The sequence below is a fragment of the Olivibacter sp. LS-1 genome, assembly GCF_008245145.1.
GTDB lineage: Bacteria > Bacteroidota > Bacteroidia > Sphingobacteriales > Sphingobacteriaceae > Olivibacter > Olivibacter oleidegradans.
In genome coordinates this window covers 2,193,785-2,220,256 of the sequence record NZ_CP041643.1, presented here as the reverse complement: position 1 = coordinate 2,220,256, position 26,472 = coordinate 2,193,785, and the positions used below count along the sequence as shown (strand labels likewise).

The 26,472-nt window shown below is 42.2% G+C and carries 17 protein-coding genes; 6 read left to right on the top strand and 11 right to left on the bottom strand.

Features of this window, described 5'->3' with window-relative positions:
• The first annotated feature begins 60 nt into the window (after positions 1-60).
• Together FKG96_RS08815 and FKG96_RS08810 are read left to right on the top strand one after the other, a co-directional pair.
• Positions 61-1,356: a (Fe-S)-binding protein gene (locus FKG96_RS08815; RefSeq protein WP_130856864.1), complete on the top strand. Its 1,296-nt coding sequence runs from the start codon at positions 61-63 to the stop codon at positions 1,354-1,356.
• An 80-nt stretch (positions 1,357-1,436) separates the two neighbouring features.
• Complete coding sequence (locus FKG96_RS08810; protein ID WP_013665635.1) at positions 1,437-2,231, top strand: (Fe-S)-binding protein; 795 nt, start codon at positions 1,437-1,439, stop codon at positions 2,229-2,231.
• Positions 2,232-2,306: 75 nt separating this feature from the next.
• Here FKG96_RS08810 and FKG96_RS08805 read toward each other — a convergent pair whose 3' ends face one another.
• The 5 genes from FKG96_RS08805 to FKG96_RS08785 form a co-directional block, all read right to left on the bottom strand.
• Positions 2,307-2,816, bottom strand: a complete 510-nt coding sequence (locus FKG96_RS08805; RefSeq protein WP_013665634.1) for an OmpA family protein — start codon at positions 2,814-2,816, stop codon at positions 2,307-2,309.
• Between the two features lie 117 nt (positions 2,817-2,933).
• Positions 2,934-4,373, bottom strand: a complete 1,440-nt coding sequence (locus FKG96_RS08800; protein WP_246860260.1) for a glycoside hydrolase family 30 beta sandwich domain-containing protein — start codon at positions 4,371-4,373, stop codon at positions 2,934-2,936.
• Between the two features lie 2 nt (positions 4,374-4,375).
• Positions 4,376-5,854 (bottom strand): RagB/SusD family nutrient uptake outer membrane protein, encoded by a 1,479-nt coding sequence (locus FKG96_RS08795; protein ID WP_130856863.1) that lies wholly within the window; start codon positions 5,852-5,854, stop codon positions 4,376-4,378.
• A gap of 11 nt (positions 5,855-5,865) precedes the next feature.
• Positions 5,866-8,814 (bottom strand): TonB-dependent receptor, encoded by a 2,949-nt coding sequence (locus FKG96_RS08790; protein ID WP_130856862.1) that lies wholly within the window; start codon positions 8,812-8,814, stop codon positions 5,866-5,868.
• A 295-nt stretch (positions 8,815-9,109) separates the two neighbouring features.
• Positions 9,110-10,891 carry a 7TM diverse intracellular signaling domain-containing protein gene (locus FKG96_RS08785; protein WP_242627269.1) on the bottom strand — a complete coding sequence of 594 codons (1,782 nt, stop codon included), beginning with the start codon at positions 10,889-10,891 and terminating at the stop codon, positions 9,110-9,112.
• A 206-nt stretch (positions 10,892-11,097) separates the two neighbouring features.
• Here FKG96_RS08785 and FKG96_RS08780 point away from each other — a divergent pair, with 206 nt between their 5' ends.
• Positions 11,098-11,511, top strand: a complete 414-nt coding sequence (locus FKG96_RS08780) for a hypothetical protein (protein ID WP_013665629.1) — start codon at positions 11,098-11,100, stop codon at positions 11,509-11,511.
• 88 nt (positions 11,512-11,599) lie between these two features.
• Here the strand turns inward: FKG96_RS08780 and FKG96_RS08775 are convergent, their stop codons facing one another.
• Positions 11,600-13,387, bottom strand: coding sequence for a DNA polymerase III subunit gamma/tau (locus FKG96_RS08775; RefSeq protein ID WP_041388169.1), 1,788 nt, complete (start codon positions 13,385-13,387; stop codon positions 11,600-11,602).
• Positions 13,388-13,627: 240 nt separating this feature from the next.
• Here FKG96_RS08775 and rpsF point away from each other — a divergent pair, with 240 nt between their 5' ends.
• Genes rpsF through rplI form a run of 3 tightly spaced genes read left to right on the top strand, consistent with a single transcriptional unit; the run spans position 13,628 to position 14,721 of the window.
• Positions 13,628-13,996, top strand: a complete 369-nt coding sequence (gene rpsF, locus FKG96_RS08770; RefSeq protein WP_013665627.1) for a 30S ribosomal protein S6 — start codon at positions 13,628-13,630, stop codon at positions 13,994-13,996.
• Positions 13,996-14,259: a 30S ribosomal protein S18 gene (rpsR, locus tag FKG96_RS08765; protein WP_013665626.1), complete on the top strand. Its 264-nt coding sequence runs from the start codon at positions 13,996-13,998 to the stop codon at positions 14,257-14,259. Before rpsF ends, rpsR begins: the two co-directional genes overlap by 1 nt.
• 18 nt (positions 14,260-14,277) lie before the next feature.
• The gene (rplI, locus tag FKG96_RS08760; RefSeq protein ID WP_013665625.1) at positions 14,278-14,721 is read left to right on the top strand and encodes a 50S ribosomal protein L9; all 444 of its coding nucleotides are present in this window, start codon (positions 14,278-14,280) and stop codon (positions 14,719-14,721) included.
• A 31-nt stretch (positions 14,722-14,752) separates the two neighbouring features.
• Here the strand turns inward: rplI and FKG96_RS08755 are convergent, their stop codons facing one another.
• From FKG96_RS08755 to fucP, 5 genes are all read right to left on the bottom strand, one after another.
• Entirely contained in the window at positions 14,753-17,152 is a 2,400-nt protein-coding gene (locus FKG96_RS08755) for a DUF5703 domain-containing protein (protein WP_246860259.1), read from the bottom strand.
• A gap of 145 nt (positions 17,153-17,297) precedes the next feature.
• Entirely contained in the window at positions 17,298-18,713 is a 1,416-nt protein-coding gene (locus FKG96_RS08750; RefSeq protein WP_130856861.1) for a sialate O-acetylesterase, read from the bottom strand.
• A gap of 184 nt (positions 18,714-18,897) precedes the next feature.
• A complete protein-coding gene (locus FKG96_RS08745) occupies positions 18,898-20,940 on the bottom strand; it encodes a glycoside hydrolase family 127 protein (protein WP_242627265.1) in 2,043 nt (680 codons plus the stop codon).
• A gap of 701 nt (positions 20,941-21,641) precedes the next feature.
• The gene (locus FKG96_RS08740; RefSeq protein WP_246860258.1) at positions 21,642-25,052 is read right to left on the bottom strand and encodes a glycosyl hydrolase; all 3,411 of its coding nucleotides are present in this window, start codon (positions 25,050-25,052) and stop codon (positions 21,642-21,644) included.
• A gap of 129 nt (positions 25,053-25,181) precedes the next feature.
• Positions 25,182-26,468, bottom strand: a complete 1,287-nt coding sequence (gene fucP, locus FKG96_RS08735; RefSeq protein WP_130856859.1) for an L-fucose:H+ symporter permease — start codon at positions 26,466-26,468, stop codon at positions 25,182-25,184.
• Positions 26,469-26,472 lie beyond the last annotated feature (4 nt).

Sequence of the window (26,472 nt, the reverse complement as noted above, 5' to 3'; positions counted from 1 at the left end):
TTATTTATTATGCAAGCATAATAAATAGTTTTATGTAACTTCGTAAAAAACCATATTGTTATGATAGGCCAAATTATCTTTGCGATCATTTTATTGACGGCAATTGCTTTAGTAACTTATAACGCGCGCAAGATTATCCGGAATATCAAGTTAGGAAAACCGACAGATAGGAGTGATCAGCCTGGTGTGCGATGGCGAACCATGCTTCGTGTTGCCTTCGGCCAAAGCAAAATGGCCAAGCGCCCCATTCCCTTCGTATTGCATCTTTTTGTTTACTTAGGTTTTATCATCATCAATATAGAAATGTTGGAGATCGTTATTGACGGCTTAGCGGGCACCCATCGTGCTTTTTCCGGTTTGGGCGCTCTGTACAATTTACTGATAGCATGCTTCGAGTGGTTGGCTCTCTCTGTACTACTCGGCTGCGTGATCTTCTTAATCCGAAGAAACATTATACATGTAAAACGTTTCTTCGGAGTGGAGATGACCCGTTGGCCAAGAACCGATGCCAATCTTATTTTGCTTGCAGAGATAGCTTTAATGACGGCATTCTTGTCTATGAATGCCGCTGATTATAAATTGCAATTGCAAATTCATAGCACATCGATCACCGGCTCTTTCCCGATGAGTTCTCTGCTGCTTCCTTTATTGCCTGAAAATCCGGATTCGCTTCGGGTCATTGAGCGCAGTTGCTGGTGGTTTCACATCGTGGGTGTATTGGTTTTCTTGAATTATCTTCCCTATTCAAAGCATTTACATATTGTATTGGCCTTCCCGAATACTTACTTTTCCAACCTAAAACCGAAGGGTCAATTTACAAATATGGACGCTGTGACGCACGAAGTTAAAGCGATGCTCGATCCTTCCTATGCGCCGCCGGTAAGTGATCAACCTGCACGCTTTGGTGTAAAAGACATTACGGATCTCACCTGGAAAAATTTACTGGATGCGTATACTTGTACCGAATGCGGTCGTTGTACCTCAGTATGCCCGGCGAACATCACCGGAAAATTACTTTCACCGCGGAAAATCATGATGGATACTCGGGACCGTATGGTAGAAGTCGGAAAACAAATAGATAAAAACGGCTCATTTACAGAGGATGGGAAATCGCTATTAGATAATTATATTTCGCGGGAAGAACTTTGGGCTTGCACAAGCTGCAACGCCTGCACAGAAGCTTGCCCTGTTAATATTAATCCCTTGGAAATTATTATGGATATGAGACGATATATTGTCATGGAAGAATCACTGGCACCATCCAGCTTGAATACAATGTTTGCTAATGTTGAAAATAACGGAGCTCCATGGAAATATGCACAAGCTGATCGCGTAAACTGGAGAGAAGGCCTTTAGTTATCGAAAATACAAGGCATAAATATATATCAAGAGGACGCACATCCTTTACACGTAGTCATGATACTTAAATAAAAATAATGGATAACACGCTACATATCCCTACTATGGCCGAAATGGCAGCCAAGGGGGAAAATCCGGAAATACTATTTTGGGTAGGTTGTGCAGGTAGCTTTGACGAGCGTGCTCAACACATCACTCGTGACATTTGTAAGATCTTGAATCATGTGGGCCTTAAATTTGCCATACTAGGAACCGAAGAAGGTTGTACCGGAGACCCGGCTAAACGGGCTGGCAATGAATTCCTATTTCAAATGCAGGCTCAAATGAATATCCAAACATTAAACACGTATGAGATAAAGAAGATCGTAACCGCTTGCCCGCACTGCTTCAATACGCTGAAAAATGAATACCCTGCATTAGGCGGACAATATGAAGTGGTTCATCACAGCCAATTGATCCAACAATTAATTGATGAGGGAAAACTCAAGCAAACGGAGGGAAAACCATTCAAGGGTAAAAGAATAACTTTTCATGACCCTTGCTATTTAGGTCGCGGAAACAACGTATATGAGGCTCCTCGAAAAGCACTCGAAGTACTTGATGCACAGCTTGTAGAGATGAAACGATGTAAAAGCAATGGACTATGCTGTGGTGCCGGCGGTGCCCAAATGTTTAAAGAGCCCGAAAAAGGAAGAAAGGATATTAATATCGAACGGATTGATGAAGCGCTGCAAACCGATCCACATATCATAGCAGCAGCATGCCCCTTCTGTATGACAATGCTCAAAGATGGTGTTAAAAACTACAATAAGGAGCAGGAAGTGCAGGTATTGGATATCGCAGAGATAACAGCCAGAGCGAATGAACTTTAGAAGTCCTTAGCTGTTAGCGATTAGTTTTAGCACTTCATTTCAAAAGACTAACCCCTAATCGCTAAAGGCTAAAAGCTATTTCAATATAATCACCTCTACCCTTCTATTTTTTTGCCTACCATCTGCAGTACTGTTCGTTGCTACCGGTTTACTTTTACCATATCCTTTTGTTTTGATGTTGCTTCCATTAAGCCCTATGGATACCGCATAGTTCTTAACCGATGCTGCACGTTTCTCGGATAACCATTGGTTATAATCCGCTTCACCTGTCGAGTCGGTATGGCCATTGATCTGAATTTGTGCATTCGGGTAATTCTTATTAATGTAGGCCACCATGTTCTTCATTGTTACTTTCGCCTTTTCCGACAGATAAGAAGAGTTCGTGGCAAACAGTACATCGGATTCAAAAGTAAGGACCACCCCTTCGTCTGTTCTGGAAACGGTACCGCCTTCAATATGATCTGGCGTACCACCTGTATTGACAACTTCGGCACCATCGTTCACAATCAGCTTTTTACTTTTACAACTTACGAAAAACGTAGCTGCTCCTAATGCAACAATAAAAGCAATTTTGTTAAGTTTCATCTATAGTTATTTGATTTTTTAACAGGATGAGGCAAAGCATCATCTAACAAACGGTAAAATAACTCAAAAGTAGCATGAAAAGCAAACTTTTCGATAAAACGTAAACCGAAATCCTTTTTACCAAACGAAGGTGGCAACCGATCCACCTGGCAGGACAACCGGTACATTTCGTTCCGATTCTTCAAATGTAAAGCTTTGTTCCTCGCTTTCCACATTGACAACAATCAACACCCTTTTTCCCTCAGGAGTTAAGAAGGCCACATTGGGTAAACTATCCATCCATGTAGAGGCTATACGCTTGGATCCCGTTGGAACGAACTTGGAGACATGACCTATAATGTAATAAGCCACATTACGACTTACGCGGTCGTCATCTATGGTTAAAGCCCCTAGGCAGCTGGTACAACCACCGTCGGGTGTATGCGGGTTATAAGAGGCATCAGCTGCCAGATTCCATTCAAGTACATTCCTGCTCCAATTACGCGTAGCACCTATAACAAGCGTAGACACATGCCACTTCAAATCTTCCGGAAAATTGCCGGGACCGCCCACCCATTGTTCGGTAAAGTAGAGACTTTTATCAGGAAAAGCCTCATGCACTTTCGACAATGCTTCAATTTTGCCACCGTACAAATGGAAGGCAGCTCCATCTACATATTTTGCTGCATCTTTATCTGCATAAATTTCCAGCGGGTAGTCGGGCCGATCTGCATTATGATCATATACGATTATTTTGGTTTTTATGCCCGCAGATTCAAAAGCAGGACCTAAAGCCGTTTTAATAAAATCGGCTTGATCCTTTGCTTCCATGTACATACTCGGTGTGTTCCCCGGGTGCAAGGGTTCGTTCTGAATGGTAATCGCATCAATTGTAATACCTTCCTTTTCCATCTCCTTTATATACTTAACAAAATACTGCGCATAACTTGCGTAGTACTCCTTTTTCAGGCTTCCACCTTTAAAAGCTCCATTTGTTTTCATCCATGTAGGAGCCGTCCAAGGGGAGCCCAGTATTTTAAGATCAGGATTGATGGCCAGTATCTTCTTCAGGACCGGAATCAACGTCTCCTTTTCCTTGGCGATCGAAAAATAGTTCAAGTCCGGATCGGTTTTACCCGGTGGCATTTCATCGTAAGTAAATGTAGTGGCACTTAAATCAGATGCTCCAATGCTTATACGGAGATAGTTCACTCGGATTGATTGCTCCTTATCAGCAAAAAGCTCTTCCAGCAAGCTATCCTGCTTGGTGTTCGACAAAGAAGCGATAAGATCGGCACTTCCCCCCGTCAATGTATATCCAAATCCATCAATCTCCTGATAAGTTTCCAACGTGTTTACCACGATATTTTTCGAGGCTTTACTTCCGCCAAAAGACAGCGAAGATTTTTGCAATAAAGCCGAACGGTCTCCTCTGGTTAAATAAGAAGTAATCTCGCTGCCGGTATCGCTTGCTTGTGCTTCGCTACGCTCTTTCTTTGAAAGACCTTGTTTACAAGACAGAAAGATAATCAAGGCCAATATTGCCATATATAGTTTCCCAAACTGCATATCTACCATAATTAGTATCCCGGATTTTGCGTCAATTGCCCATTTCGGTCTAATTCCTGTTGCGGCATTGGCAACAGCAATTTCTCCGTCGTCATATTATAATCCACTGGCTGATTGGTGCGTAAGTCGATTTCATTCAGCTCATTCATTACATCCACCGCCAAACCGGCGCGCTTTAAATCATCCCATCGTTGTGCTTCTTGACAAAGTTCCAGCCTTCTTTCTTTCAAGATGGCCGCTCGTAGAGCTGATTGACTGTTGGCTTCGGAGGGACTGATCTTTGCTCTCTGTCGGATTTGATTTAAAATTTCCCTTGCTTCCGCCGTTCTACCCAATTCATTTAGAGCTTCTGCTTTCAGCAAAATAATATCCCCTAAACGAAGTAAATACTGCCTATTGGAACTGGCCCAACCGCTCGCATTTTTCCACTTATAGGCAAAAGGAACTTCACTATCGGCCCGATTTCCCCAGAACTCATCCAACCAATTTACTTTTTCAAATAAAATGCTGCTATTTTTCCGTACCACATCTGCCTCGCTATCGAAAGCATTTACCAAATCATGGGACGGAGTTACAAATTTTCGCCAGGTATCCCCACTCAATGACGGTGGCAATAACATCTGCGGACCAAAATTACCCTCGGGAGCGCCAACATATTGCACTTCCAAAATCGACTCGGCATTATTGTAATGCGCCCCATCAAATAATTCCGAAAAATTGGCCAACAATTGATAATTGGCCGGACTGTTTATTACGGCATCGCAATAGCTTAACACGCGGTTATAGTCGCGATCTGGTCTCTGGGCGTGCACTTTCGCCAATAAAGCATTTGCGGCACCTTTTGTTGCCCGAGCCTTATTGATACTGCTTTCATCGGAAAAAGTATCCGGCAGCAAAGCCACTGCTTGTTCCAGGTCAGCAATAATTTGATCATACACCTGGCTTTCAGTTGATTTGGAAATGATATATTCTTCTGTTTTGCTCGCCTCCACAGGCACCAAGATCAAGGGCACGCCACCGAAAAGTTTCACTAAATTAAAATAATGAAAGGCTCTAAGAAAATAAGCCTCTCCCAGGATCTGATCCCGTCTTCCGCTTTCGTCCAACTGCGGATCGGAAATACCCGGCACCTTTTCCAATACGGTATTTGCCCGGGCGATCCCTCCGTACAGCTGCCCCCAATTGGTGAATAAGCGACCATTTGTAGGAACAATTTGTAATTTATCAACAGCAAAAATCTCAGGGTTATCTCCCCCTGCGTAGTAATTGTCGGATATTACATCGCTGAATATAATGTTGTCCCAAACATAGTATTCCTGCTGCAGCGCGTCATAAGCTCCTGTCAATGCTGCTTCTGCTTCCTTTGCTGTGGTATAAGCATTTTCATTAGTGGCCTCAGAAATCGGCGTTAAATCGGTAAATTTATTACAGGAAATAATGGTTGTCGCAACAAGGCAAACGACCATACCTCTTATTATATGTCGTGTCATATCTATCTTCTTTAAAATGAAACATTCAAGCCAAAGATTAAGTTACGCGTTTGCGGGTACGTTCCGTAGTCGATTCCCACAAAAGTGTTTTTGTTCTGCGTAGCATCATTGGTATTAGTGAAAGCATTAACTTCCGGATCAAAGCCCTTATAATTTGTAACGGTAAATAGGTTTTCGCCCGTTACATATACTTTTACGTTGCTTAGTTTCAACCTACTCAATAATGTTTCCGGCAAATTGTAGCTTAAGGTTACTGATTTTACGCGCAGATACGAACCATTTTCAACAAAACGAGTGGAGTTCCGTGAATTATTGGTATTATCCGGTACAGCTCGCGGAACATTGGTAAGCTGCCCCGGACTGGTCCAACGATCGAGCACCGCCGTCGTTTGGTTCTTAGCATCAATCATTCCTTCCGTTTCTACCCGCGTACCATTGTAAATATCGTTGCCTTGGCTTCCCTGTAGAAAAATACTGAATCCAAAGTTCTTGTATCCAAAGGTGTTGGTTAGTCCATAAATGAAATCTGGGTTAGGATTTCCAATAATTCGGCGATCATCCGGGGATGGATTGTTGGAGCTTGTTCCGTCGTTTCTTAAATATAGAGCATCTCCCGTCTGCGGATCTACTCCTGTGAACACATAACCATAAAACATGCCGATGGGGTTGCCTACGGTAGTATAACTCAAATCTCCCCTTCCGGATATATTGGCACCGAAAATAGTGGTACCTGCCAAATCGCTTACTTTGTTACGGTTCAATGAAATATTTAAATCGGTTTCCCATTTGAGCGCCCCCGCTAAGTTTCGGGAATTTACCTGAAATTCTAAACCCTTATTTTCCAATGCTCCCGCATTTTGTAAGACATAATCAAAACCCGTTGCTCGAGGTACAGGAACGTTCAGTAATAAGTCGCTCGTCTTCTTTAAATAGGCATCGGCACTGAAATTTAACCGAGCATTAAATACACTGATGTCAAGGCCAATATTTGTTTGCTTCGTCTCCTCCCATTTCAAATTATCATTTTGTAAAGTAGATGGCCGGGTTCCCGGGGATATAACACCTCCAAAGGGATAATTAGCATCACTAGCTACGCGCCCCCAATAAGCATATTCACCTACATTATCATTTCCAACAATTCCCCAACCTGCGCGCAACTTTAAATCATCCAACCAGGAAACTTCATTTAAGAAATTTTCCTTTGACAAACGCCATCCGGCAGAAAACGATGGAAAGTAACCCCATTTGTTTTCCGAACCGAAATTGGAGCTATTGTCTGCACGAAAGTTTGCGGTAAACAGATACTTACCATCAAAATCGTAGTTAACTCTCCCGATAACGGAAACATTTGCTTTTTCCCTTTTCGACACATTTGCTATCCGTATCACGGAGCCTGCATTGGGTGTCGTAATCGATGTACCGGAAAAACCGGTACGTTCGGTTTCACTGTTTTCCCACTGGGTTTTTTGTGCCACCATCCCCAGTAAAGCACCGAAATTGTGTTTTTCAAGCTGTTTGTTATAAGTTAAGGTGTTGTCAGCAATCCAGTAATTACGTTGATCGGTATTGTAACGTCCAATACCTTCCTGCGCACGACCATAGCTTGTACGGATCGGATCCAGGAAATATTCATATACACCACTTCCTGCATCAATACCAAAATTACTGCGGAACTTTAATCCGGGAAGAAAAGTGATTTCTGCATAGGCATTTCCTATGACCCGTTGATTTCTATAACCCCGTTCAGATCCATCTGTAAATGCAAGGGGGTTTTCCCAATCCTGAAAGGGGTTACTGGTGAAGGTACCGTTAGGATTGTAAATTCCAATATTGGGAGGTGTAGATAAAATCCCCATAATGACCCCTCCTTGATTAACTGCTTGATTGTCGGCCACATCTACATCATGGTAACGCGTATAACCTAAGTTGGTACCTAACGTCAGCCAACTATTTACTTCTTGTTGCAAATTTACCTTAAAGTTATAACGATCCATTTCGGCGCTTCTCACAGCTCCCTTTTGCTTGGTCCAACCGCCGGATAAGTAATAAGTTGTTTTATTGCTTTTCCCCGAAAATGCTAATTGGTAATTCTGGGATGCCCCTTGTTGAAAAACTTCATCTTGCCAGTTCGTGTTGGCTGTGTATCGATCCCAATCCGTGTTTCTTCCTAACGCTGTCATCAACTCCCGATATTGACTCGCATTTAGCACATCGAGTTTACGCCATACGGAAGAAAACCCGGCATAGGCATTTAGGTCAACACGAGTCTTCCCCTCCTTGCCTTTCTTTGTGGTGATAAGTACAACGCCGTTTGCTCCCTGCGCACCGTAAATAGCAGCCGATGCGGCATCCTTCAAAATAGACATACTTTCGATATCAGCGGGATTAATCGAACGTGTATCGGCTATCGGTACGCCATCTACTACATACAGTGGGTCGCTGCTCGAGGTAATGGAACTCGTTCCACGGATACGAATGTTCAACCCCGCATTAGGTTTACCGCCGGGGGAGGATACTTGCACCCCTGCCGTTTTACCTTGCAAGATACTTCCAAATTGGGTGTTAGGTCTAGACTCAAAAGCTTCTTGTGAGACGACACCTACAGCCCCCGTGATATCTCCTTTACGTTGCGTGCCATAACCTACAACTACTACTTCATCTAGCTCTTGATTGGAGGGCAATAGTGTAATTTCAAGTGTACTGCTTCCCTGTACGGCTTCTTCCTTTACCTGATAACCGATATAAGAGAAAATCAATACCGCATTGTCTGGTGTCTTTAGCGTAAATTGCCCATTTCCATCGGTAGTGGTACCCCCTGTCCCTCCTTTCACCTTAACAGATACACCGGGCAGGGCATCTCCGGATATATCCTTCACCACGCCTCTCACAGTGGTCCCTTGCCCGTAACTTGAGATGCAGATGAAAAATAGGAAAATCATTAGTAAAAGCTTCCTCGACATAGTTTAATAAATTGGTGTAATTAAAATTGTTTACTTGTTAGCCGGCTATTTATTCCGGGACAAATATAGATGGTAAAACAGGAAAAAAACAAATATTTTTATATGTAAATGACTGATATATAGATAATTACAAATTAATTGATACGCTTAAATACCGGAATATAAAGCGGGTCGCAATGCTTGTGTTTCAGCACCTTCCTTTAAAATAGAAGCATGTGTACTAAATACACTATGATACGCTTTAACACCGTCGATTTTTTAATTTATTAGCACCCATAATCTACTTTTACTAAGGCTAAAAAAGCAATTCACTCCATCCTTTATCGCCCAATTTCCGAAAAGTTAGTTTTTTCTCTTCTATTTGCTGCTTAATTTTTTTACTGTATGCCCAGCAGGTGCTCTGCCTAATCGATAAGATATCTGATAACTTGTGTGAGGATATTTTTCCTTTGGTAGAGTAGATTAAATAGATAAGGTAGAAAGATTTGTTAATAGGTATACGTATATTTTGCAGGAGCGTATGGGCCGTCGCCGACTCTTCGTAGCCACAGTTCGAACAACGCCTGCTATAAGGTAAATGCCCAGGATAATAAGTGGTGGTTGCACATTTCTTACATTCATAACCTTCCCTCCATTTAAGCTCTGCTAAAAATTTCAGGCAGCTCTCCTGATCGGGATAGAGTTTACTGAATTCCTCAAACCGAACACCTGTTGATAGCACACGCGCACGAGTAACCTGTTCTACATTTTCTTTCAGTTCTTCATTATCTTTATTAAGCAGCGCATTGATCCGTGCTATTTCATCACGCTGCTCCTGAAGGGTATGATTGGCTGAAAAAAGCGCTTCGTTTTGCTGCTCTATAATCGAGGACTTTTCCATAAGTTCTTTGGTGCGCTCCGTCACTTTTGCTTCCAGCTCTCGGTTAATATTATCTTTAAGCTCCTGATTAATTTTCATTTGTTTGATGATGCGCTGTTGCGCGCGATCGCGACTGTATTTAAGCACACGCACGCGGTCACCCACGGCTAATGACAAAAAGGTCATTTCCATAATAAAACAGAAGCTTAATATATAATAGGAAATGATCCCAAAATTCAGCCAAGTGAACCCTAACATAATGAGAAACTTTACGAGATAGCCGAAGAATAGGAAGCCATAGCCAATAACAAAATATCGAGCAGGGCGATAGCCTGTCGTCCATATATAAATTCCTGAACCAAACGCGACAAGAAGTGGCACAGCTTCCAGAAATTTATAATTGAAAAGACTTTTATCAAAAAGCAAGCAATAAGCAAAGAACAATAATCTGGCAGCAATAACAACAGAAATAAAAAAATGCAAGCGAGGGGCCTTTCGGTGCAGCAGCAATAAACGCTGTGTAAATAATAAGGCGAATATGCTCATCAAACATAGAACAATCCCAAAAGCAAATTGATTCCAGTTTGACAGACGGGGCCATAGATAATGATAGGCGATACCGTCTGTACACATTTCAAATAGGGCAACACATAACAGGTAACAAACGTAGTAAAGATAGGCTCTCTGTCTTACGGCGAAGAACATAACCATATTATAAAAACAGAATATAAAGATCATGCCGTAGAAAATACCGAAACTAAAATACTCTCCCAAGGCATATCCTATAAAATAATCAATGGAACGAAGGACGATGATAACATCTGCTACCTGAGATGATTTAATACGGAAGTAGTAGTCATGCGTTCCCTGTAATTCGTTATACAAAGGAATCACAAAGTTTTTGTGCCTAAAAGGACGGGCAGAAAACGTTAACTGATCACCCAATACGACCTGTGCATATCTACCTTGCCGGGTGGGAATATAAGCTTCAATCTCATCAATAGTTTGGTCAAAGAATTCTAGAACAAACAACTTTTCCCGCGTATCCCGGTGATCAATGCGTAATTTATACCAATAGTATTTGTTGGTTTCTGTATTCTGAGGAGTGCTGCTTTTATTGGTCTTAAATAACGACGCGCCGCGAGCTTGCTGAATCTGCTCGAATGTTAACCTATCTGTCGTATCTACCATGGATTTGAGTTCTCCAAAAGTGAACATATGTTGATGTAGGCTATCTGTTAGTAAAACCGGCTGCTGTGCCTGAACCGAAAACAATATTCCGGATAAACCGATAAAGAAAAAAAATGTGATTACACATCGATTAAGCATAAACAAAGATACAGCTTCGGATTAAACACATTTTAACAAACCTATTTTAAAATCAACTGTTCCATAGGAAGAATACGAACTTAAGAAAAAGCATTATGAATAAGGATAAACCGAATATTCAAAAGAACGAAGAGATTCCAAATGATCAGGCCGATCGTGGTAATATAGAAAATTTACGTTATAATGAGCGGGAAGATAGCTTTGAGTACGATATTGATCCCGACACGAAGGACTATCCGAACGAAGAAAGAGAGTATCAACATGAAGATCCTTATGATACTACTGCGCCGCAGGGGGAAGATGACAATTCGGATTGGGATGAAGCTAATCAGTATGTAGGCGATGAATACGACCCCGACAAATCGTTAGAAACTGATGTCGAAGAGTTAGGTATGCATATCGACAATGGACGGATCACACGCTTAAGTAAAGAGGATGAAAAATTAGCAGAAACACCTGAAGATGAAAGAGATGATTTAGATGAAGAGGGTTATCCAAAACGAGATTAGGACTGCTTATAGGGGCTTTAGCCTTTAGGTGTAGCAATTAATATAAATAAATGCAACAGCCAATAGCTCAGGCCTCACGGCTAATAACTTATTCAAACCCCAGGTTGAATTCTTGTCTTAATTTATCCACTAAAGGATTTTTAGCGACCATTGCCTGATACTTCTCTTGATTGGTATAAGGTTTACGTACGACATTCGATTCGGCTTGTACGGGAATCAGGTCTATAGAAAAATTTTTCAATCTGACCCGTAATTCATTTAGCATATCAATTTTAGATATGGACAATAAATTTTCCTGAATGGCATTTTCTACGATTACCTCTACCTTGAAATCATCCCTGAGTTTAGGAGGATTAGCGGTCATTAAGGTAAAAAGCGTAATCTTGCTTTCGGCCTTCGCTTTATCTGCAAAAGCATGCCAAACCTTTAAAAAATCGTCATAGGTAAAGTGCTGTTGGTCCGATCCCGTTATATATTCGGGATCAGCGTTAGGATCCGTTTCCTTTTTATCTTTAAAAACGTCACTTAAGCTGGGAATCGAGGACGATAATTTGATATCCTTAAAACTAGGAATCTTCAGTTTTCCCGAGGCTGTGGACTCCTGCAATTTCGGCGAAGAGTCTTGATGGATAGCTGCCGGAGACGTGGGTTTCATCGGCTCCTTTGGCGTCGCCGTCACAGGAGGAGGGGCTGAAACCACGTTAACTGCTAAAGTATCAGGTTTTTTTTTTACCGACTCAGGCCGGTTATTCATTTCGATTGCTTGCTTATTAAACTGAATGGCCGATCGGATGTGGCACATTTTTAACAGAGCGAGTTCTACTTGCAGTCGCTGGTTTTTGCTCGTTCGATAATTTATTTCGCATTGATTGGCGATATTTAAAGCCGAAAGCAACAGGCCCACCTCCGCTTGTTGTGCCTGCTCTAAATAGCGTTGACGAATATTTTCACTTACTTCCAATAATTTAAGTGTACTGGCGTCCTTTCCTACTAAAAGGTTTCTAAAGTGAGACGCTAAACCCGAAATAAAATGGCTGCCATCAAAACCATTGGACAGTACCTCATCAAAAACCAATAGTGCATTCACCGAATTTTCGGAAAAGATCGCATCGGTTAGCTTAAAATAATAGTCATAATCTAAGATATTCAGGTTATCAATAACTGCTTGATAGCTAACGTTCTTATTGGAAAAGCTAACAATCTGATCAAACATGGATAAGGCATCCCGAAGTCCCCCATCTGCTTTTTGTGCAATGAGATGCAATCCGTCCTGGTCATAAGCAACGCCTTCTTTATTCGCTATGTTTGCCAGGTGACCGGCAATATGTTCAACTTTAATCCGGTTAAAGTCGAAAATCTGGCAACGAGATAAAATCGTAGGCAATATTTTATGCTTCTCAGTAGTCGCCAGAATGAAAATAGCATAAGCGGGAGGTTCCTCCAATGTTTTCAAGAAAGCGTTGAAGGCCTGCGTTGAAAGCATGTGCACCTCATCGATAATATAAATTTTATACTTACCGGTCTGCGGGGGAATTCTAACCTGTTCAATCAGACTTCTTATATCATCAACAGAGTTATTAGAAGCTGCATCCAGTTCGTGAATACTAAAGGAATTGCCGTTTTGAAATGACTTACAGGAGTCGCAGGTACCACAAGCTTCTATTTCCGAACTTAAATGTTGACAATTAATTGTTTTTGCTAAAATGCGTGCACAAGTCGTTTTCCCCACCCCACGTGGACCGCAAAAGAGAAAGGCCTGTGCTAACTGACTGTTCTTAATGGCATTCTTAAGCGTTCCGGTAATGTGCTGCTGTCCCACTACCGTTTCAAAGGTTGAAGGCCGATATTTACGCGCAGAAACAATAAAATTATCCATCGGCACGAAGGTACGGATTTTGCCGGAATTAGCCAATCGGCTTTTGTTAGTTGAGAAGTAAAAGTAGTCGAGCCGTTGAGTTGTTATGTTTCTGTTGGATCATCAAATACTCTCCTACTTAACTATTTCCCCACTTAACTACTTAACAACAAGCGAAACAAAGCTTGCAATTCTAAAAACATATACCTATCTTTGCGCTCCGCTTTGTGCGGACATTATAATAACAAACTTTTTAACAAAATGCAACAATACGAAACCGTAGTAATTCTTACCCCGTTGTTATCAGAAGAGGTTGCGAAAGAGGTAATTGCCAAATTCAAAAACATTCTTACTGAAAACGGAGCCGAAATTATCCACGAGGATAATTGGGGTTTGAAAAAATTAGCGTACCCTATTGAGAAAAAAACAACAGGGTTCTATCACCTAACAGAATTCAAGGCTCCAGGTGAATTAATCAGCAAACTGGAACTTGAGTACAAACGTGATGAACGTGTTATGCGGTTCCTTACCATTTCGTTAGATAAGCATGCAATTGCTTATAACGAGAAAAAGCGCAGCGGTGCTTTTAACAAGAAACCTGAAACGAAAACTGAGGAGGTAGCAAAATAATGGCAAAAGAGCAAATTCAATACGTTACTGCCCCTAAAGTAGAGGATAACCGTAAGAAGTATTGCCGTTTCAAAAAGAACGGTATTAAATATATCGATTATAAAGACGCAAACTTTTTATTGAAGTTTGTAAATGATCAAGGTAAGATTTTACCTCGCCGCCTAACAGGAACTTCTTTAAAATTCCAACGTAAAGTGGCACAGGCTGTGAAACGTGCACGCCATATTGGTTTATTACCTTATGTAACTGATTCATTAAAATAATCTGGAGGTAAGAACGACATGGAAATTATTTTAAAACAAGATATTAAGAAGCTTGGCGAGAAGGATGATATCGTAACCGTAAAAAATGGTTATGGTCGTAACTACTTAATTCCTCAAGGTTTAGCGATTTTAGCTACTCCTTCAGCCAAGAAAGTGCTTGCAGAAAACATTAAACAAGCGCAATTTAAACAAGAAAAAATCAAGAAGGATGCTACCGATCTTGCAGCTAAATTAGAGTCTGTTAAATTAACAATAGGCGCTAAAGCTGGAGAAACCGGCAAGATCTTCGGTTCGGTTAACACGATTCAAATCGCTGATGCTTTGAAAAAAGAAGGTTTTGAAGTTGATCGCCGTCGTATCACTTTTGATGTAGAGCCAAAAGAGCTTGGCGAATATACTGCTAATTTAAACTTACACAAGGAAGTTAAAGTACAAGTTCCTTTTGTGGTTGTAGCAGAATAACGTCCTCCTAAGAACAAAGAAGAGCCCTACCTTACAGTAGGGCTTTTTTTGTGAATATACTTTCCTGGAGCAGAAAAAACACCGTAACTTCATTGATATTGTTTGAGGATTCCAAGATATTAGTAGATTCGGGTAAAATAACATCATTTCTTCGGCTTGCCGGCTTAACGATTAGCTTTTTAACTTTCCCATTCTTCACCTCCACCTCAACGGTCGTCTGCTTAGGAGCATGCAGTTTGAAAGCTACATCGCAGTCCAACGGCCACGACGGAAGCACATAGATTTTATCTCCTACGGTTTGCAACAACATTTCCTGCAAACCGATCATACCCGAGCCGCCCCAATTATGGTCCGGCACCCAATCAAAACCCGGCCCCCAGAACGCAGGAAATCGACGAGGTGCATTGCTTAATTTTAATCGATTTAACCGTAAAGCTTCATCTGTTAACCCTAAACGGGCAGCGAATATGTTATCCTGCTTCCAGCCAATATGACTTCTAAATTTCAACGCATCCCGATCGAATTGATAGGTATTACGGGCCGTATCTAAGCCCGGCTTCCCAACCCCATAGAGTCCCCAGGGAAAAACAGGGTATAATTGAGGTGATTCGACATTATTTACCCGTTCCCACAGTTTTGCCGGCGCCAGTAAGATACGATTATCTATCGTTCTATAGCTTAAGGGAGGAATACGGGATAGCATCTTTTTCCATTCGGCCTTTCTTGAAGAAGGCAATAATGTATCAGGAAGCGTCAACAGTCCCTCCGTAACGGTTTTCAAAGCTGCTATGGTGGAATTTGCATTGTAAGCCATTTTATAGGTTTCAGCAGCCGATCCGGGATAAAGCACAAGCTGTCCATCTCCATCCAGAGCCTTCCGTCCTCTCTTCTTCGCTAGGTATTGATAATGTTCATCAAAAAACTGTAAACAGCTTTCTATTAAAGGCATATATGGACGAATATTAGCGCCGGTATAACGATGGCTTTCCAATATCATCATGCAGAACTCCAATACGGTATCCCATTGATATTCCAACCAAGCATTATACTCCATTCCCCGATCAAAATCCACTGGCCGCTTCCACCCATATTCGGCCGGATTCGGCAGGCCAAAGTTTTCGATTTGCTCGGTAAAGCTGGCGCCCTTGTGGCCCCAATAGGTTTGCGTTCTCAACTCAGCATTGCTTAATATCCTACGGTAAAAGTCAAATGCGGGCTTCATCAAATCGACATCTCCGCTCTTTAGCATGGGCCAGTATACCAAACGTTGATTTTGAGCCGTATGAGTGCCTCCACCCCAATTCCTGAAATCAGGGGTATAGGTCATTGCCGTATCTATCCTCGACGGATCATAGGTAAAAAGTCCGCCATTAAATTTTGTCGGATATGCTCCGTAAGCGTTACAAGCCAGCATATACCTAAATAGCTGATAATTCCGGGCCATTTGCCAATCAATATCGCTGGTGTCTTTACTCCCGGGCTTGATGCAGATATAACTTCGATCCCAGAAATTCGCCCACCATTCCTTGTTATGAACAGTAGCCCCCTTATCCTTCTTCGTTTTAGCTAAGAGCAACAATTCCTTCTTCCAAGTATCTACCGATTTTTCTTGTTTTGTATGAAGGTAAATTTTGATTGATTGTTTTTTTGTTGGTTTTTCGGTCGTTAGACGCCACCCCTTATAATCTGTATCTTGGTATTTGCCTGAAGTTTCACCAGCTTGTTGCATACCTTCACCGATCAGGAATCCACCAAAGGTCAGGTCAGACAAGGGATCGAATAACTTCTTTTTAACACTATCCAGACCTTGTTGTTTCACAGTTACATCAAAAACGGTATTTTCCTTATTTCGATGATAAAATAAAACTCCGCTACTACCTTCGTAACCTACGATATCTTTTTTTGCAATAACATCACCAGGCGGCGCCCATTTATAGGAATTTGCATTGTTTTCCTTACCTTTTGTGACCCGATCTTGGTACCGCCAATTTTCGTAAGTAGCTGTTACTTGCAGAGGTTTATCAGCCGCAATGTCTACATGAACGATAGGTGCAAACACGTCCACCCACAAGTTGATCTTTGCTGAAATCTCTTCGTTCTTCGCTTCAATATATACGGTCCCCTCCCGAAGCTTCAATTCCTGTTTAAAGGTGCCACCATAAAATGGATTAGGAGATAAGCGCAATCTAACGCGCCCTAATTTCAATAACGTATTGTTTTCGTCAAAGGTTCCGCTGCGCGCAATATAAAATAGCACGTCGCCCTTCTCTGTCCATACATTCAGTCCCACATCCCCTCCCCCACAAGGCATGGATTCGCTCGAATTGTTACTTTGGCTGTTCCATATAATATTATATGAACTTAGATCTACCTCTTGACCAACGGAAAACTTCCAAAGAAAAAAAAAGAATAGGATAAAATATCTTTGCATTATTTTTTCAATTTTTTTTAGCTATCGGCTATACACCTTCAGCTCGCTCCTATCGCTATAGGGCTTTCCATTATCACATCATCACATTGACTAATATCTCCGTATAACCTTCTCAACCACTTCCCTACTTAACAACTTAACCATTTTACCAATTATCCGTTCTAAAGGACGCAACGGGCAAGCCGGCAGTACTAAATAGTTCGCCTCTTGCAAAATCTTTAAAGGCGTAACGGACTGCCAGCGGCTTCACTACGGAAGGCGAGCTTAGGATAACGGTATTGCCTTTAATCAATCCCTGCGCCGGGTAAAAAACTTTGTCTTCGCCTGCTATTTCAAAATTATGTAATTCACCGCCAAAAGCGCTTAGACCAAGGGTAGCATGCTTAAAATGTACAATCGCCTGTCCTCCTTGCACCTCCATTGATTCATAGCTAGGGGAAGCCCAGGCAAAACCTTTTTTGCCGTATACATTTGACAAGGCAATTAAAGCAAAGCGTTCTCCGCCTACTTTTTTGTTAGCAGGGTGGATACAATTTTCTTCGCCTACATCCATTAAAGAAATCATTTCGCTATTAGGTATTTTCTCCAGTGATTTTCTTTGCGCATCCCGCAAAAAGGCCGAATTATATTTACCACCTGTATGATAAGGTGGCAGCTGTGCATAATTATACGGTGCGATTTGCGCATAATAAAAAGGGAAATTCCCTTGATTCCACAAAGCTCTCCACCTCTTCACCATGGCCGGAAAAAGCTGTTCATATAGATCAGGGTTTTCATAATTTGATTCACCTTGATACCAAATACATCCCTTAATTGTATAACCAACAATTGGGTGAATCATCCCGTTAAAAAGGGTTGTTGGGGTCCGATTCTTTACCGGAATACTGTCTTTTGGTAAGGAAACCTCCTTAAAATCCTGCAACAGTTCACGATCCATCCAAGCTTCAATGGTTGATCCGCCGTAGCTGCTGTGAATCAGTCCAACAGGCACTTGCAGAATCTCTTGCAGTAAGCGCCCGAAGTAATAGGCGGTAGCACTGAAGTTAGCTACATTTTCAGGATTCGCCTCCTTCCAAACCGACGGTTTGCTATCGTCCTGAGGCTGTAACTGAGAGGATCGAGGCACGGTATATAAACGAAGGTGGTTATTTGCCGAATGAAGAATTGCGTCATTTGACCCGATAATGGGTTGTCCTCTAAAGCCTTTTAATAGCATTTCCATATTTGACTGACCGGAACATAGCCATACTTCACCAATTAGTATGTCTTTTATTGTATACGGCGTACCGTCATTTAAAGCCAGTGAATAGGGCCCTCCAGCGTCCGGTGTTTGCACCTTAACAAGCCATTTACCTTTCTCGTTGGCCTTTACATTATATTTTTGATGGTTCCATGAACTCTCGATCGTTACGTTTGTACCAGGAGACGCCCATCCCCAAATAGGTACGGCCGACTGCCGTTGAAGTACCATGCCATCCGTAAAAATGGCTCCCAACCTAATTTCGGCAAAAGCACTGCCATAAATGAAGAGGAAAGAAAGTATAAAAAGTGCTCTTCTCATTTTACTAAATTATTTTTATCAAGACATAAGACTTAAGATAAAGGACATAAGATTTATGTTCAGTTATCAGCGATCAGCTGCCAAGTCGACCCATAGGGTGCGATGTTGATTTCGTCTTACTATCACTCCTAATAACTAACAACCAATAACTAATAACCAACAACTAATAACTAATAACCAACAACTAATAACTAACAGGCATCCAAACCGTCATGTCTGTATGTCCTCTATTACCCCAGGTAAAATAAGGCACGAATCGGAGCGGTATCGTTTTCTTAATGCCCTTGTCTATTTTTCTGTAAAGAACACCGTCCCAATTCTGCTGTTGGTCGATTACCTTTGCTTCCCCCGTTAAAGAGGTAACAGGGCAGTTGTCAATCAACTGGTTTTCTGTCTGAAAGGTCATATCAGCAGGAATTGCTACATCGAATATGCTCTTGCCTCGGGGCAAGTCCGAAGATTCCAAACAATACACAATAGGGCCACGTTTCACGGCTACTTGGTTTCTGCTTTCCTCTACCAATGGGTTAGCTTGCATCAAATGAGCTTCCATGGGCATCTTCAAGAATACAACATCCCCTTTTTTCCACTTTCTCCGTATCATGGTATAGGAGCCTGGTTTCAAAACTTTGTTCACGTCCTGCCCGTTTACCTGAATCATGGCTTGGTCCGCCCATCCGGGAATACGCAAAAACAAAGAAAAGTCATCTTTAACAGCTTCTTCTACCACAACTTTGATCACTCCATCCCAAGGATAAGCCGTTTCCTGTTTTAATTTAACCGTACCCCCATTCGGCAATGACGTCTTTAACTCACTTCCACCGTATAGATTAATCCATATGCCCTCATCCGAAACGCTATAAAAATAATTATGTACCTCTGCAAGGGTCCTTACTACATTTGGCGGACAACAGTTGGACAATGCGATATATGGCACTCTATCTTTCGACCATCGCTGTTTAAAGGGTAATTTATCCGAGTAAGCCAGTGGATTTGTATATAAAAACCGTTCTCCATCTAAGCTAATACCCGATAGAACGCTATTATAAAGTGCCAACTCTAAAACGTCAGCAAACTTTGCGTTACCTGTTAGTAGTAGCATCCGCCAATTCCATAGCATATTTCCGATATTGGCACAGGTTTCATTATGAGCGGTGAAGTTAGGTAATTGGTAGTCTCGTCCATAAGCTTGATGGATCTTCTGGACCTCTTTGGGATCATAAGAAGTGCCATCCGGCGAAACTCCATCATATAGCGAACCACAACCACCGGTTATATACATTTTATGAGAGGTGACGTCTGTCCACATTTTATGGAGTTGATTAAAAAGACTGGTATCACCTGTCTCTGCATAGACGTCCGCAACACCGGCATAGAGGTAATTTGCCCGCACCGCGTGTCCCATTACCTTTTGCTGTTCCCGAAAGGGAATTCGATCCTGATTATCGTCGGTTCCGTCCTCAATCTGGCCTTTTATATCAATTAGGTGTTTTGCCAGCTCCAGGTATCGTTTATCGCCTAAAGTACGATACATCTCAACTACCCCCATATAATGAGAAGGACAAATGGCATTTCGCGCTAAGGTTGGTGAAGCCGATTTGTAAAACCGATAGAGATAATCAGTGGCCTTAATCGCAACATCCAATAGATTACGTTTTCCGGTAGCTCGATAATGTACGCAGGCGGCCGTCATTAAATGCCCAATGTTATAGGCTTCAAAACTTAAGCGATCTTCAAATTGATTTTTTACACCAGTTTTGCGTTGCTGAATCATCGACAATGTATAAATGTAACCGTCTTCCCGTTGCGATAGAGCAATGGTCTTGATAACTTCGTCCATTTTCTTGTCCAGTGCCGGATCTTTCGTAACAGCATATAGACTCGCAACGGCTTCCAACATCTTATAATAATCACCGTCATGAAAAGATGGCCCACTATGACTCCCCGTGTCCAAACCTGCAGCTATTTCAAAATTCTTATAGGCGTGGCTGATATGTTCATCGTTATAAACACTCCATAGTTGCGGAACCATACGTTCTTTGCACACCTCGAATCGGTTTGCCCAAAAACCTTCCGTCCAATGTACCTGGTCCATTCCCACAGGTTTTAATTTCGCATAGGGGCTGGCAGAGGTGTTTACCAAGGCGGCTTCCTGCGCTTTTAAATTAAGAGTAGCACATACTCCTAACCAAATAAGACTTTTTATAGCATTTTTATATATCATCATACATAATAATTGATCAAAGGCAGATCTTCATCTTATCTACCGGGATTACCTCGATGAACTCCCGTTGGTCGGTTTCGCTTTTAAAAAAAGGAACGTTTTTCCTAATCAGGTTTTTTAATTTGTGTTACTTTCTTCCGCAGAAAGTAACCAAAGACTCATCGCTTGGAACTTTGCTACGATGGTAGTGCTTCAACCTGCAAGCCGCAAACTTCCTAGGCGATATTTCAGCTGAACGGAAAGCTTTTGCGGACAGCCATATGGCCCCCGAGTATCGGATAAACGGCCTTGGAGGATACCGACGCAACGAGCAGCAAAGCATTTGCATGTCTGCTCATATTACGGTATCCAAGCGGATTGAGGAAGTGAAACGGCTCCAATACGCGCTAATGATGCTTTGCAATCAGGTGCAAGGTAGCCTACACAAGCCTTGATTTATTCACTCTTGTTTATTTTTAATGGTGTTCATGAACTCATCACTACGTTCTTCGGTTTGCTCAACTTTTATCAAGAAAAGTTGAATAAAAAAAACAGTCTTTTAATATAAATACCTTCATCTGTATGTTAAAAGCGAAATCCCTTAGCTTACCTACGGTAGGCTGCTAGGCTCTCGTTGTAAGATACTGCTTCTCATTCATTATCTCATTCACTTATAACTCATCGTTCATTATTTCCATTATCACATTAGCTAATTAATGAATTGGCTAATTAACTTCTTCTTCCATCAAACGCACCGTCCCAATAAGGCCAGCCTTCAACAAAGGCTGCCCTTCTAAACGGAAGGGTGCCGTTGTTTGCGTAATGCGTTTCTCCATTGGCAATGCCTGATCACCGATCAGTCGATTCGCCCAGGTATTCGTTACAGCTATCTCCAATTGGTTCTCTCCTTTCCGTAACGTTTTACCAATATCAACACGGTATGGCGCTGTCCAAAGTGTCCCACAATCTACGCCGTTTACTTTAATGGTAGCGATATTCGCCACTTCTTCTAACTGTAACCAAACCGGTGAGTGCTGGGCGTTTCCTTTCCATTGAAAAGTCGTCCGATAATGGGCCGTACCCGAATAATTCCGTATCGATGTATCTTCAAACTCGCTCCAGCTTTTTAGCTCTTTTAATGTAATTGCTTTTTTTGGTCCGCCATAATCAGGATTGAATTCGACATGCCAGGCGGCCATTAATTTCTTTGTCTCGCTTAACTGCGGCCAGTTTCTTGCTGATTTAGCTTCTTTTAAGTTGGTTTCTTCCTTAAAAAGGACAAATAAAGAAGCATTATGAGCAAATTGAAGCGGGATTTCCGTGCGATCCCCTATGATACGCCATTCGCCCAAGGGCTTCCCGATATTACTTACCGGATCATATAGGTACGGAACTTTACCCGCTACCCGGAATGACACGAGCAGTTTCCGATCTTGCTCTCGTTGATTGGTCAAAAAGTAAATATCTTTTTCATCGGTTCGCCGATGGTTAAAGCCCAAGCCGGTAGCTTCTGAGCCATCTAATTCACTAAAATGAACATCAGGTTGCACTCCGAATTGATTGAATGAAGAGAGCAAATAAGGTGCCTTGATAATCATACCCTTCCCGAGCTTTTTAAAGAGCACAGATTTATCGCCTTCTTCCATTTGCTCGAAAGAGCCGTCCCAGATAAGTGCTGTTATTCGATTCAATTCAGTATCCGCCATCGGGAAACCCGATAATCCCAGCGTACGCAGTGGTTTATTACTTAGTACAACTTTGGCACCTTCAGTGATAAGCTGTTTCAGTTTACGCGCTACTTCCAAGCTCATGGCTTGATCATTCGGCTGCAAAGCATGCCTACCCGGTAGTACTAATATTCCGTAAGCTGCGCCGGTAGGAAGTACGATGCGTCCGTCCTCCACTTTTGCTTGCAACAATATGTCAGGATTAAGCGAATCATAAGCATAACCACGCAATGCATTTATCCAATCTTCAGGTTGCACCATATTCGCACTTGTACTTACCCCAGCGATTTTTTGTATGGGTAAGCCTTTATTAGCTAACCGGGCTCGCTCCGTCAATACACGCTTTTCACCAAAGATACCCGGTAGGGTTGAGACCATGCGATCAGGAAGAATGGCTCTTCTTGGGAGCTCTTCACCGGTAAAAACAGCCAAATCGGTAACCGGCGTCCCTGCCTGCAGCAGCTGTTGTACACGCGTAGCATAGTCAACCCATGCTTTTCCTTGCTTCCACCAAGTTTGATCACGCTGAAAATACAGACCAATACTACTAAGAGTCATTCCAGGTTTTCTATTCAGCCATGGATTATGTACGTAAATATGATAGACCAACCGATTTACGCCAAGGGCGTAATTTCGATCTTGCAATGTTTTGAGATTTCCGGGATGCTCATCCCACTCCATCCGTATTTGGGTAAAAGCCTCGGCCTGCACAAGGGGTTTACCATAGATATGAGCGCCGGATACTGCATCGAGCACATCGTTGAACTTGTCGTGCGACGGACTCCTTAACCAAAATTCTCCCATGGGTATGTCCACCGTCTTAAAATGAGCCATACCATCGGTTAACATTACTGGCGCTGTCGTTTCTGCGCTGAAAACAGCTCCGTGCTTATGTGTAAAGGCTTTTATGGGTTCAAAGAAATTGGTATTTACTACTTCGGCAATCGTTTGGCGAATGTCATACAGATACCGTTCTGAAAAATCGGCACTCGCTATCGGATATCCGGCCATCGCCGGTAAATAATCGACTGGATCATACCCCCTTCTTCTTTTAAATTCATTACGAAAAACGGGCGACCAGTTTTGGCTACCGCATTCCCAGCTATCAACATGAAAAATTTTTAAGACTTGACGGGCTAAGCTATCACCCGCCACATCAATTGCCTTTTGTAACCAGCCTTGCAACTGTATTTCAACGGCTTTCGGGTTCATCTTATCGCATTCCAAGCCTTTACCGTTTCCGGCAGTTTCGTTCATATGCCCCGTTGATGTATGCCCCATACGCAAAATCTTCCATACTCCCGAAGGTGCCTTCCAAGTCAATGTGCCGTCCGCCTGTACAGAAGAAGAGATATTAATCAGCTGGTCTTTCTTGATGCAATCGGTGTCTGCAATTTGCAAAGAAGTGCTTGGCTCACTGATTCGCCAAGCTACGCCTGATTTACCTTCGTATTGATGGATACGCGATGTCGACAATAAATGGATACCCGACAACTTTAAGCTAGGCTTCCATTTTGCTGCGTCCAGGTCTTCTCCCCCCGGTTCGCTGCCTTCAGGGTCATACACAAAACGAAAGTATCGCGCCGTAATCGGTTCTATCGCATGCGTCAGTCCAACATCCCAATCAAGCCAGCCCGCTCGCGGCGGTTTGAGCCGGCTTACTTCCTGAAAATGAACACCATCGTTACTTGTTTGAATGATAAGTCTGCCTGATTGATAGTTAAAACCTTCAACTTCTATTTGGATAGCGCGACAAGTGTAAGGTTGCTTATACGTATACTGAATCCAACAGGGTTCTTTACTGCTAAAATTTTTCTTATTCCCCTTAATTGTTAAAAATTGAGCTTCAGTGCGCGTACTGGTGCTTACGGTGGGCTGATTATCTTCACGTTGATAATCCTTTACTGGCAGAGCAAAAGTCGCTATATCACGGTAATAACCTTGGTAGGCTTCCGGTTGGGGCAATGCCAGTCGCACATCTTTCCCGCCAGCAATAACGGTATCCGCCCATACCACTTTCTGCATCGACAGCTCCGGACTTATCCAACTTCCACCGGCGGTCGCGAAACCGTCTCCCGGCAATAATGCAAGCTTTATTCCAACACGATCAGCTTCTTCCAACGTAAAGCGTATTAAATCCCACCAAGCGGGTGTCATCGTTTCTATTACCGGTTCGTACAAAGGAGGATCCGTTTTACCCTTAATAGGTGCTAAATAAGCGCCCGAAATCCCAATTTCTTTCATCGCTTCCAAATCAGCTGTAATCCCTTCTTTGGAATAAGCAGAATGCATCCAATACCAAAAGACCCAAGGCTTCGCCTTCGAAGAATCGGCAGATGTAGTATGCACCACATTTATCGGAAGTTTTTTTTGCTGCGCAAACAATGTAAACGGGAGCATGAACATCATACACACAAGCAAATACCTTATATTTGCTCCTTTACCTTGTATATTCATTTCTGATAATTCCTATTTCTAATTAGCTGCCATCCGTCTCCAATAATGAATAACCGACAACTAGTAACCAATAACTAACAACTAATAACGAACAGATCGTCCTCTCCATCCATAAGCCAGCACCACTACAAAACAGACTAAAGGCACGATATAACCGATCTGTATACTATCACCGGCATAATCTATTAAGCTACCCATACCGTACGGCAAAATAGCGCCTCCTACAATGGACATAATAAGCCAGGACGAGGCAGTCTTTGTTTGGTCTCCTAAACCTTCAATGCCCAGCGCAAAAATGGTGGGAAACATGATGGACATAAAAAACCCGATTGATCCCAATGCATATACTACCGACATCCCTTCACCTAAAATAGCCACCAAACAGAGAAGAAGGGCAAACGCAGTGAAAAGAATCAGCAGTTTGCGCGACGAAAGAAAGCGTAATAAAAAAGTTCCTACAAATCGACCCAGCATAAATAAGAACCCATAGATACCTAAGTAATAACCAGCTGTCTTTTCGTCTACATTCGCACCCTGCTGAGCCATGCGAATAAAAAAGCTCGTGATACAAACTTGCGCCCCTACATAAAAGAATTGAGCTACCACACCGAGACTAAGATTCCGATATTTCCACACTGAAAAAAAGTTGCTCTTTTCAACATGTTCCGGTTGTTGACCAACTTCCGGAAGTTTGACAAAAAGGAATGCAATTGCTACTAGCAAAAGTACAGTGCCTAAGATAACATAGGGTAGTTTCACCGAGGATGCTTCGTCCATAAAATAATGCAAACGTTCGGTCTCCTGCATAGCTGCCAAGGCGTCTTTACTATATTCTTTTCCAGACAATATAAAGTTGGCTCCTACTATGGGCGCTACCATAGCAGCCAAACCGTTAAAGGAGGCCGCTAAATTTAATCGACGTCCTGCTGTAGCAGGACTCCCCAAAACGGCAGCATAAGGATTGGCCGTGGTTTCCAAGATAGCTAAACCACAACCGATGATAAAAAGTGCCAATAAAAAAATCTCATAGCTCAAATTGTTTGCTGCCGGCACGAATAGATAGGCCCCACTGGCAAAAACTAGTAAACCAATGATAATGCAGTGTTTATATCCGAAACGCTTCAATAAAAACCCGGAAGGAATGGCCATGATAAAATACGCGAGAAACACGGATGTGTCGACAAGTGCCGATTGACTATTGGTCAAATTACATGCTTTTTTCAAATGAGGAATCAGGATAGAATCCAGATTATGGGCCATTCCCCAAAGGAAAAACAGGCCTGTTACCAATATAAAAGGCAGTAAATATTTTTTCGTTGATTGTCCCGTTTTTGATTGAGCTAAGGACTCATTTACTAAAATCTCCATTGGT

Excerpts from the sequence above, each read along its gene's own strand:
- FKG96_RS08815 (WP_130856864.1), top strand. The coding sequence starts at position 61 with ATGATAGGCCAAATTATCTTTGCGATCATTTTATTGACGGCAATTGCT.
- FKG96_RS08775 (WP_041388169.1), bottom strand. The coding sequence starts at position 13,387 with ATGGATAATTTTATTGTTTCTGCGCGTAAATATCGGCCTTCAACCTTT.
- FKG96_RS08805 (WP_013665634.1), bottom strand. The coding sequence starts at position 2,816 with ATGAAACTTAACAAAATTGCTTTTATTGTTGCATTAGGAGCAGCTACG.
- rpsF (WP_013665627.1), top strand. The coding sequence starts at position 13,628 with ATGCAACAATACGAAACCGTAGTAATTCTTACCCCGTTGTTATCAGAA.
- FKG96_RS08755 (WP_246860259.1), bottom strand. The coding sequence starts at position 17,152 with ATGCAAAGATATTTTATCCTATTCTTTTTTTTTCTTTGGAAGTTTTCC.
- FKG96_RS08740 (WP_246860258.1), bottom strand. The coding sequence starts at position 25,052 with ATGATGTTCATGCTCCCGTTTACATTGTTTGCGCAGCAAAAAAAACTT.
- FKG96_RS08745 (WP_242627265.1), bottom strand. The coding sequence starts at position 20,940 with ATGATGATATATAAAAATGCTATAAAAAGTCTTATTTGGTTAGGAGTA.
- FKG96_RS08780 (WP_013665629.1), top strand. The coding sequence starts at position 11,098 with ATGAATAAGGATAAACCGAATATTCAAAAGAACGAAGAGATTCCAAAT.
- rpsR (WP_013665626.1), top strand. The coding sequence starts at position 13,996 with ATGGCAAAAGAGCAAATTCAATACGTTACTGCCCCTAAAGTAGAGGAT.
- FKG96_RS08785 (WP_242627269.1), bottom strand. The coding sequence starts at position 10,891 with ATGTTCACTTTTGGAGAACTCAAATCCATGGTAGATACGACAGATAGG.
- rplI (WP_013665625.1), top strand. The coding sequence starts at position 14,278 with ATGGAAATTATTTTAAAACAAGATATTAAGAAGCTTGGCGAGAAGGAT.
- fucP (WP_130856859.1), bottom strand. The coding sequence starts at position 26,468 with ATGGAGATTTTAGTAAATGAGTCCTTAGCTCAATCAAAAACGGGACAA.
- FKG96_RS08750 (WP_130856861.1), bottom strand. The coding sequence starts at position 18,713 with ATGAGAAGAGCACTTTTTATACTTTCTTTCCTCTTCATTTATGGCAGT.
- FKG96_RS08790 (WP_130856862.1), bottom strand. The coding sequence starts at position 8,814 with ATGTCGAGGAAGCTTTTACTAATGATTTTCCTATTTTTCATCTGCATC.
- FKG96_RS08810 (WP_013665635.1), top strand. The coding sequence starts at position 1,437 with ATGGATAACACGCTACATATCCCTACTATGGCCGAAATGGCAGCCAAG.
- FKG96_RS08800 (WP_246860260.1), bottom strand. The coding sequence starts at position 4,373 with ATGGTAGATATGCAGTTTGGGAAACTATATATGGCAATATTGGCCTTG.
- FKG96_RS08795 (WP_130856863.1), bottom strand. The coding sequence starts at position 5,854 with ATGACACGACATATAATAAGAGGTATGGTCGTTTGCCTTGTTGCGACA.